This is a genomic window from Allobosea sp. GW822-FHT03F07, from assembly GCF_058801345.1.
In genome coordinates, this window is record NZ_JBXAND010000033.1 from 1 (window position 1) to 847 (window position 847).

The 847-nt window shown below is 62.6% G+C and carries 1 protein-coding gene; it reads left to right on the forward strand.

Annotation, left to right across the window (positions count from 1 at the left end; genetic code table 11):
* The first annotated feature begins 77 nt into the window (after positions 1-77).
* Positions 78-847 (forward strand): IS5 family transposase gene (locus tag AC1RMY_RS26525; RefSeq protein WP_492869741.1). Its coding sequence is split into 2 segments (ribosomal slippage): positions 78-392 and positions 395-847, totalling 768 coding nucleotides; the frame shifts between segments, so codons are not numbered across the junction.

Here is an 847-nt window from a genome sequence, read left to right on the forward strand (position 1 = left end):
TCTAGGTCACATACCCATAAACGGGATTCCCTGCGTGGCGGCGTTCTGATTGATTGATCTCGGCCTTGGAGGTTGAGATGGCGCGCTTTGACCTGACGGATTTCGAGTGGTCGGTGATCGAACCGCTTCTACCGACGAAGGTGCGTGGCGTCGCGCGGGTGGATGACCGGCGCGTTCTGAACGGCATCTTCTGGCGCCTGCGCACCGGGGCGCCCTGGGCGGACATCCCGGCGCGCTATGGCCCGCACACGACCTGCGTCAACCGCTTCAACCGGTGGCGCAGGGCGGGTCATTGGGGGCGCATTCTGCGAGCCGTATCAGCCGCTTACGATGGCGATATCCAGATGATCGACGCCTCGTCGATCCGCGTTCACCAGCATGCCGCCAACGGCCAAAAAAAGACGAGCGATCCCGTTGCATGGGTCGCTCGCGCGGCGGCCTGACAACCAAGATCCACGCCCTGGTCGATGCCGAAGGCCGCCCGATCCGCCTGAAGCTGACCGAAGGCCAGGCTCACGACGGGCGTTCGGCCGCCGACATGCTGGACACGGTCGAGCCGGGAAACATCCTGCTCGCCGACAGGGCTTACGACAGTGACGCCTTGCGCGAAGAGATGGACGGGCGCGGTGCATGGGCCAATGTCCGCGCCATGCCCAACAGGGTCAAAACCTTCGCCTTCAGCGCCTGGGTCTACCGCCAACGCAACGCCGTAGAGCGCTTCTTCAACAAACTCAAACACTTCAGGGCTGTCGCAACCCGATACGACAAACGGGACGACAACTTCCTCGCATCAGTCCAGCTCGCTTCAATCCGCATCTGGTTGCGAAGTTATGAGTCGGTCACCTAG